The sequence below is a fragment of the Stenotrophomonas sp. 1L-E-5-B-C3 genome, assembly GCF_057292075.1.
The window spans coordinates 1-8,622 of the sequence record NZ_JBXAWS010000036.1; the positions used below are offsets into that span (position 1 = coordinate 1).

General features: G+C 66.1%; 7 protein-coding genes. 3 read left to right on the forward strand and 4 right to left on the reverse strand.

Going from position 1 to position 8,622, the window contains the following annotated elements; translation table 11 throughout:
- Window positions 1-570: 570 nt before the first annotated feature.
- From AC0Z6F_RS22360 to AC0Z6F_RS22370, 3 genes are all read right to left on the reverse strand, one after another.
- A complete protein-coding gene (locus AC0Z6F_RS22360; protein ID WP_004145563.1) occupies window positions 571-1,185 on the reverse strand; it encodes an RluA family pseudouridine synthase in 615 nt (204 codons plus the stop codon).
- A 122-nt stretch (window positions 1,186-1,307) separates the two neighbouring features.
- The gene (locus tag AC0Z6F_RS22365; RefSeq protein WP_004145527.1) at window positions 1,308-2,294 is read right to left on the reverse strand and encodes a malate dehydrogenase; all 987 of its coding nucleotides are present in this window, start codon (window positions 2,292-2,294) and stop codon (window positions 1,308-1,310) included.
- Window positions 2,295-2,412: 118 nt separating this feature from the next.
- Window positions 2,413-2,904: a peptidylprolyl isomerase gene (locus AC0Z6F_RS22370; protein ID WP_004145509.1), complete on the reverse strand. Its 492-nt coding sequence runs from the start codon at window positions 2,902-2,904 to the stop codon at window positions 2,413-2,415.
- Window positions 2,905-3,143: 239 nt separating this feature from the next.
- Here AC0Z6F_RS22370 and typA point away from each other — a divergent pair, with 239 nt between their 5' ends.
- From typA to AC0Z6F_RS22385, 3 genes are read left to right on the forward strand one after another with little or no spacing between them, the layout of a single operon-like run.
- Window positions 3,144-4,991: a translational GTPase TypA gene (gene typA, locus AC0Z6F_RS22375; protein WP_012510162.1), complete on the forward strand. Its 1,848-nt coding sequence runs from the start codon at window positions 3,144-3,146 to the stop codon at window positions 4,989-4,991.
- 11 nt (window positions 4,992-5,002) lie between these two features.
- Window positions 5,003-5,470: a DUF2127 domain-containing protein gene (locus AC0Z6F_RS22380; RefSeq protein WP_012510161.1), complete on the forward strand. Its 468-nt coding sequence runs from the start codon at window positions 5,003-5,005 to the stop codon at window positions 5,468-5,470.
- Window positions 5,471-5,511: 41 nt separating this feature from the next.
- Window positions 5,512-7,134, forward strand: a complete 1,623-nt coding sequence (locus AC0Z6F_RS22385; RefSeq protein ID WP_012510160.1) for an amidase — start codon at window positions 5,512-5,514, stop codon at window positions 7,132-7,134.
- Window positions 7,135-7,210: 76 nt separating this feature from the next.
- Here the strand turns inward: AC0Z6F_RS22385 and AC0Z6F_RS22390 are convergent, their stop codons facing one another.
- A complete protein-coding gene (locus tag AC0Z6F_RS22390; protein WP_012510159.1) occupies window positions 7,211-8,398 on the reverse strand; it encodes a mechanosensitive ion channel family protein in 1,188 nt (395 codons plus the stop codon).
- Between the last annotated feature and the right edge of the window lie 224 nt (window positions 8,399-8,622).

Sequence of the window (8,622 nt, forward strand, 5' to 3'; positions counted from 1 at the left end):
TCAAACTGAAACTGAAAGGTCTCAGCCCGATAAAGTACCGGGAGCAGGCCCAATCGGCCGCCTGACCCCGTCCAAGTCTCGGGGGTCACTTCACCTTGGGGGCTTGGCCGCGGCATCCATGCCGCGGACACTCCCGCAACCGGACCCACCCCGCCTTCGACAGTTGGCCGCGATCTGTCGGAACGGCGTATTGACCTGATGGGTGTCGACCTTGGTCGACTGCTCTGGTAGGTGTCGACCTTGGTCGACACGGTAGATCCACGCCATGCGTGGATGATTCATTCGATATCTGAAAGAAAAATGGTGTCGACCAAGGTCGACACCTACCAACAGCCGCGCGGAACAACGGCCGCAGTTACCAACAGCCGCGGGAATCTGTCAGAGGCGGGGCACTGTGGGTTTGCGGGGTGTGAGCGGCATGGATGCCGCGACCAAGCCCCCATGGACGGGTTTACGGCGTCCCCGCACACCCACAGTGCCCCGCCATCCCACGGAATGCCGCTTTGGTTTTTGACGTTGCCGTTGCTTGAAAGCTTCGGCAGGTGCAGGGCTGCAAGCCCTGCCGAACCCCTAAAACGGAGTCGCGGACTCGAACGCGAGCGCCTCGCCCGTCACCGGGTGGGTGAACTGCAGGCTGCGCGCATGCAGGTGCACGCGCTGCGCCGGTGCTGCGCCGTACAGCACGTCACCAACGATGGGATGGCCGAGACTGGCCATGTGCAGGCGCAGCTGATGGCTGCGGCCAGTGATCGGTTCCAACGCCACGCGGGTGCGCTGCGCTTCAACATCACGCGCCATTACGCGCCAGCGCGTCAGCGCCGGCTTGCCGCGTTCGTGGTCGACCATCTGCTTCGGCCGGTTCGGCCAGTCCACGATCAGCGGCAGGTCCACTTCGCCGGCATCGCCTTCAAGCAGCCCCTCCACGATCGCTTCATAACGCTTGCCAACCTGGCGCTGCTCGAACTGCATCGACAACGCCGCCTGCATGTCCTTGCCGCGCGCGTGCAGCAGCAGGCCCGAGGTCACCTGGTCCAGGCGGTGCACGGTCAGTGCGTCCGGGTACAGTGCCTGCAGCCGCGCGACCACGCAGTCCTGGTTCTCGGCGCTGCGGCCGGGCACGGACAGCAGGCCGGCCGGCTTCTCGGCCACCAGCAGCGCGTCGTCGATGTAATGCAGGTGGATCATGCGGTTCCAGGAACTCCAAATAAAAACGGGGAAGCCGAAGCCTCCCCGTTTTCTGCGTACCGACCAGCGGTCGGTACCTACCTTGACGGAAGACGTACCGGCTCGCGCCGGTACCGCCTGCCTCAGCCCAGCAGGTGGGCGACGCCGGAGCGCTCTTCTTCCAGCTCGGCCAGGGTCTTGTCGATGTACTTCTGGCTGAAGTCGTCGACCGGCAGATCCTTGACCAGGGTGTACTTGCCGTTCTCGGTGGTCACCGCGAAGCCGAAGATCACGCCTTCCGGAATGCCATAGGAACCGTCGGACGGCACGCCCATGGTGACCCACTTGCCGTTGCTGCCCAGCACCCAGTCACGCACGTGGTCGATGGCTGCGTTGGCCGCCGAAGCCGCCGAGGACGAGCCACGGGCTTCGATGATCGCCGCGCCGCGCTTGCCGACGGTCGGGATGAAGGTGTTGGCGTTCCACTCCTGATCGTTGATTGCATCAGCAATCGACGCACCATCGGCGGTGGCGAAACGGTAGTCCGGGTACATGGTCGGGCTGTGGTTGCCCCACACGACCAGCTTCTCCATGCCACCGACCGGCTTGCCGAGCTTGGCCGACAGCTGGCTCAGGGCGCGGTTGTGGTCCAGGCGCAGCATGGCGGTGAAGTTCTCCGGCTTCAGGTCCGGGGCCGACTTCATCGCGATGTAGGCGTTGGTGTTCGCCGGGTTGCCGACCACCAGCACCTTCACGTCACGGCTGGCGACCTTGTTCAGCGCCGCGCCCTGAGCGGTGAAGATCTTGGCGTTTTCCAGCAGCAGGTCCTTGCGCTCCATGCCCGGGCCGCGCGGACGCGCGCCGACCAGCAGGGCGATGTCGGCGTCCTTGAAGGCCACTTCGGCGTCGTCGGTGCCGACCATGCCGGCCAGCAGCGGGAAGGCGCAGTCTTCCAGTTCCATCATCACGCCCTTCAGGGCGGCCTGGGCCTTGTCGACCGGCAGTTCCAGCAGCTGCAGGATGACCGGCTGGTCCTTGCCCAGCATTTCGCCGGAGGCGATGCGGAACAGCAGGGCATAACCGATCTGGCCGGCGGCGCCGGTCACGGCAACACGAACGGGTGCTTTCATGGGGGTTTCCTCTTGCTTGCAAGCGTTTGATGGGACGCCGCGGGCGTGGCCACGCAGGCCGGGCGGGCGGCGGGGAACAGGGAAACGGCCACCCGAGGGTGGCCGTTTCGAAGGGAAATCAGGCGGCGAGGAGCTTGTTCCACTCCGCCACGCGCTCGGCCTGGGCGGCCAGCACGGCGTCGGTATCGCCTTCCAGGGTGATCGAATGGATCACATCGCCCTGCTTGACCGAATCGACGATGGCCTGGCCGTCCAGCACCTGGCCGAACACGGTGTGCTTGCCATCCAGCCAATCGGTCTTGATGTGGGTGATGAAGAACTGGCTGCCGTTGGTGTTCGGACCGGCATTGGCCATCGACAGCGAGCCGACCTGGTGCTTCACACCATTCTTCTCGTCTTCGAACTTGTAGCCCGGGCCACCGGTGCCCTGACCCTTGGGGCAGCCGCCCTGGATCATGAAGTCGGCGATCACGCGGTGGAAGATCAGGCCGTCATAGAAGCCGTGCTTGACCAGGTTCACGAAGTTGGCCACGGTCAGCGGCGCCTTGTCAGCGAACAGCTCGACCTTGATCGGGCCCTGGGTGGTGTCGAAAGTGGCGATGAGGGACATGAAGATCCTTGGGATGCGGGGTGTGTAATCAGCCCCATAAGGATACACCTCCCCTGCCGTATGGGCGCCTTCGACCATCGGTGCAGGCGGGGTCTTCAGCACCCGGACGGTGGGCCCTGGACGGGTAGCTGAACGGGGCACCCGGGCGGTGTGAAATGGAGGTTTTCGCCAATCGTCAACTTCGACGTATAATGTTGGACTTCTTTTTCCAAATCCGGCGCCGACTGGCCCCCTTTCGTATGTCCATCGAAAATCTTCGCAACATCGCCATCGTCGCCCACGTCGACCATGGCAAGACCACCCTGGTCGACCAGCTGCTGAAGCAGTCCGGCACCCTGTCCGAGCGTACCGTCCTCGCCGAGCGCGTGATGGACAGCAACGACCAGGAAAAGGAACGCGGCATCACCATCCTGGCCAAGAACACGGCCATCACCTGGGAAGACAAGAAGACCGGTATCAAGAACCGGATCAACATCGTCGACACCCCCGGACACGCCGACTTCGGTGGTGAGGTCGAGCGCGTGCTGTCGATGGTCGACACCGTGCTGATCCTCGTCGACGCGATGGACGGCCCCATGCCGCAGACCCGCTTCGTCACCCAGAAGGCCTTCGCGATGGGCTTCAAGCCGATCGTCGTGGTCAACAAGGTCGACCGCCCGGGCTCGCGTCCGGAGTGGGTGATCGACCAGGTGTTCGACCTGTTCGACAAGCTCGGCGCCACCAATGAGCAGCTCGACTTCCCGATCGTCTACGCCTCGGCCCTGAACGGCTACGCTGGCCTGGAAGACACCGTGCGCGACGGCGACATGACCCCGCTGTACGAAGCGATCATGCAGCACGCGCCGAAGCCGGAAGTCGATCCGGAAGGCCCGTTCCAGATGCGCATCAGCCAGCTGGACTACAACAACTTCGTGGGCGTGATCGGCATCGGCCGCATCCAGCGCGGCACCCTGAAGAAGAACATGCAGGTCGCGGTCATCGACCGTGAAGGCAAGAAGCGCAACGGCAAGGTGCTGCAGGTGCTGGGCTTCCTGGGCCTGGAGCGCATCGAGCAGGATTCGGCCGAGGCCGGTGACATCGTCGCCATCTCGGGCATCCAGGAGCTGACCATCTCCGACACCCTGTGCGCCCCGGACACCCCGGAAGCGCTGCCGGCACTGACCGTCGACGAGCCGACCATCTCGATGACCTTCCAGGTCAACAACTCGCCGTTCGCCGGCAACAAGGACCTGTCCGGTGGCAAGTTCCTGACCAGCCGCCAGATCAAGGACCGCCTGGACCGTGAAAAGGTCCACAACGTCGCGTTGAAGGTTGAACAGCTGGAAGACGCCGACAAGTTCCTGGTCTCCGGCCGTGGCGAGCTGCACCTGTCGGTGCTGATCGAGAACATGCGTCGTGAAGGCTACGAGCTGGCCGTGTCGCGCCCGGAAGTGATCATCAAGCAGATCGACGGCCAGGCCATGGAGCCGATCGAGCAGCTGGTGGTGGACATCGAAGAAATCCACCAGGGCGGCGTGATGGAAAAGCTGGGCACCCGCAAGGGCCAGCTGAAGAACATGGAATCGGACGGCAAGGGCCGCGTGCGCCTTGAGTACCAGATCCCGGCCCGTGGCCTGATCGGTTTCCAGAACGAGTTCAAGACCCTCACCCAGGGTTCGGGCCTGCTGTTCCATGTCTTCGACCACTACGGTCCGAAGGAGCAGGGCGCGATCGCCAAGCGCATCAACGGCGTGATGATCGCCAATGCACCGGGCGCCACGCCGGCCTACTCGCTGGGCCCGCTGCAGGAGCGCGGCAAGCTGTTCGCTGCTGAAGGCGACAACGTGTATGAAGGTCAGCTGGTCGGTATCCACTCCAAGGACAACGACCTGACCGTCAACGCGATCAAGACCAAGCCGCTGACCAACATGCGCGCTTCGGGCAAGGACGATGCGATCCAGCTGACCCCGGCGATCAAGTACTCGCTGGAGCAGGCCCTGGACTTCATCGAAGACGACGAGCTGGTCGAGATCACCCCGAAGGAGATCCGCCTGCGCAAGAAGTTCCTGACCGAAAGCGACCGCAAGAAGGCTTCGCGCGGCGGCTGAGCCAGCACCCCGTGAACCAGAGCGGCTACAACCCGGATCCACACCGGCATCCGGGTCTGCACGTCATCGCCTTGCTCGAAGCGAGCAAGGCGATGCTGGCGCTGTTGGCCGCCACCGGGCTGGAAGTGCTCGGACCGCAGCCGCTGCGGCACGGCATCATGGCCCTGATCCGGCGCTTCAGCTTGGATCCGGACCATGGCACCCTGCCCTCGCTGCTGCACATGATCAGCCCCGACGCGGTGCACCTGGCCGCGGCGGGGATGATCGGTTACGGCCTGCTGCACCTGGTCGAAGCCTGGGGCCTGTGGCGTGCCAAGGCCTGGGCCTCCTGGCTGGGCTGCCTGACCGCTTCGCTGTACCTGCCGTTCGATATCTTCGCGATCATCCGCCACCCTGGCTGGCCCTCGTGGACGATCCTGGCGATCAACCTGATCGTGGTCTACGTGCTGGCCCGCGACCTGCGCAAGCGCCGCCGCTGAGCAGCGGCTACACTGGGGATTGGAGCCGACCAAGCCGCCCCATGCGCCCGTCCTTGCCGCCCCTCCTGATCTGCCTGCTCGCTGCGCTGCCTGCGCTGCTTGTCGCTGCCTGCAGCCCGGCCACGCCCAGCGCCCACGCCGCCGAACCTGCCAGCCGCAACGTGCCGTTCCCCTACGCCGAAACCGATGTCGCCGACCTGCAGGCGCGGATGACCGCCGGTGAACTGGACAGCACCACCCTGACCCAGGCCTACCTGCAGCGCATCGCCGCACTGGACCGTGCCGGTCCCCGCCTGCGCGCGGTGATCGAACTCAACCCGGATGCACTGAAGGAAGCCGCCGAGCGCGACCGCGAACGTCGTGACGGCCGCCTGCGTGGCCCGCTGCACGGCATCCCGATCGTGCTGAAGGACAACATCAACGCCGCGCCGATGGCCACCACGGCCGGCTCGCTGGCGCTGCAGGGCTTCCGCCCGGACGACGCCTACCTGGTACGCCGCCTGCGCGAGGCCGGTGCCGTGGTGCTGGGCAAGACCAACCTCAGCGAATGGGCCAATTTCCGCGGCAATGATTCGGTGTCCGGATGGAGCGCGCGCGGCGGCCAGACCCGCAATCCCTATCGCCTCAGCCATTCGCCCTGCGGCTCCAGCAGCGGCAGCGCAGTCGCCGTAGCCGCCAACCTGGCCAGCGTGGCGATCGGCACCGAGACCGACGGCAGCATCGTCTGCCCGGCCGCGGTCAATGGCGTGGTCGGCCTGAAGCCGACGGTCGGCCTGGTCAGCCGCGACGGCATCATCCCGATTTCCTTCAGCCAGGACACCGCCGGGCCGATGACGCGCAGCGTCGCCGATGCCGCCGCCGTGCTGACCGCCATTGCCGGCCGCGATGACGCCGACCCAGCCACCGCAACCATGCCCGGCCGCGCGGTCTACGACTACACCGCGCGCCTGGACCCGCAGGGCCTGCGCGGCAAGCGCATCGGCCTGCTGCAGACGCCCCTGCTGAAGTACCGCGGCATGCCGCCACTGATCGAACAGGCCGCCACCGAGCTGCGCCGCGCCGGCGCGGTGGTGGTGCCGGTGGAACTGCCCAACCAGGGCGTCTGGGCCGAGGCCGAACGCAGCGTGCTGCTGTACGAGTTCAAGGCCGGCCTGGAGCGCTACCTCAGCACCCATCGCGCACCGCTGCGCAGCCTGGCCGAACTGATCGCCTTCAACCAGGCACACAGCAAGCAGGAACTGGGCCTGTTCGGCCAGGAACTGCTGGTGGAGGCCGATGCGACTGCCGGCCTGGCCGATCCCGCCTACATCCGCGCGCGCACCGATGCGCGCCGCCTGGCCGGCCCGGAAGGCATCGATGCCGCCCTCGCCGCCCATCAGCTTGATGCGCTGGTGGCACCGACCACGGGTGTAGCCTGGCCGATCCGCAGTGACGGCGACGACTTCCCCGGCGAGAGCTACAGCGTTGCCGCCGTGGCCGGCTATCCCAGCCTCAGCGTGCCAATGGGGCAGATCGACGGCCTGCCGGTCGGCCTGCTGTTCATGGGCACCGCCTGGAGCGAACCGAAGCTGATCGAGATGGCCTACGCCTACGAACAGCGCACCCGCGCACGACGACCGCCGCACTTTGATACCGATGCGCTGATCGACGCTGGCGAACCTTGATCGGCCCCCCAGGTAGCGCCGGGCCATGCCCGGCGGATAGAGCGACGCCGCTGCGCTCGCCGGGCATGGCCCGGCGCTACCGTTCGGGTTCCGGCTCCACCGGCACGATCGCTGCCTCTCCATCCTCCGCACCCGGCGACCGTACATCCGCGGTGCGCGCGCGAGGTCCTCGCGGCATGTCCAGTTCGTCTTCGTGCTGCACGCGCGCACGCACCTGCGGCAACGACTGCGGATGCTCGCGCGCCAGGAAATCCAGCATCCGCTCGCGTACCAGGCAGCGCAGGTCGAAGGCATCACCGGAACTGCGTGCGCTGACCAGCAGGCGCACCTGGATTGCGCGTTCGCTGGTTTCGGTCACCTGGGTCACGCAGACCCGGCCATCCCACAGCGCCTCACCACGGCAGATGCGCTCCAGCTCGGTGCGGATCGCCGTGATCGGGGCGCGGTAGTCCAGCCACAGGAACGCCGTGCCGAGCAGATCGGCGCTGCGCCGCGTCCAGTTCTGGAACGGGTTCTCGATGAACCAGGTCAGCGGCACCACCATGCGTCGCTCATCCCAGATGCGGACCACGACGTAGCTGCTGCCGATCTCCTCGATACGGCCCCACTCGCCTTCGACGATCACCACGTCATCCAGCCGGATCGGCTGCGTCACCGCAATCTGCAGGCCAGCGATCAGGTTGCCGAACACCGGCTTGGCCGCGATACCGGCCACCAGGCCGATCAGGCCTGCCGATGCCAGCAGCGCGGTACCGATCTTCTGCACCATCGGGAACGTCAGCAGTACCAGCGACGCGCCCAGCACGATGATGGCGCCCATCAGTACGCGGCTGAGCACCCGGGTCTGGGTCTGGATGCGGCGCGCCTCCAGGTTGTCGGAGACATCGATTGGATGGCTGCGCAGGATCGCGCGCTCGCCCGCCGCCACCGCGCGTACCAGCAACCAGATGAAACACGCGGTCAGCGCGATGTGCAGCATGTGCTGCAGGTTGCCCAGGGCCGGATCCTGCAGCGGCGTGGCCTGCAGCGCAGGAATCAACAGCAGCAACGGCCATGCGGTGGCCAGCGGTAATCCCAGCACACGCCCGATGCGCGCACGCCGGCGATCACGCCCTTTCAGCCGATGGTAGATCCACAGGATCAACCACGCGCCGATGCCACCCACCAATGCTGCCACTCCCAACGGCCATGCGTACGCCTGTGCGCTTTCCCAGTGCACCGTTGCCACCTCCACTCGAACAGCCGAACGGACAGCCTCGCGCATGGCGCATGAGCGTCACGTCAGCCGTTCGTAAGAAGGGTGTTGGTCGGCAGGGCTTGCAGCCCTGCACCTGCTGTAGTGCCGGCCGCTGGCCGACAATCTAAACAGCAACAGCAGAAGCGGGCATTCCGTGGGATGGCGGGGTGGGTCCGGTTGCGGGGGGCGCTGCAAGTACGTCCATGTAAGCTCGGTCGCCGCATCCATGCGGCTCACGCCCCCGCAACCGG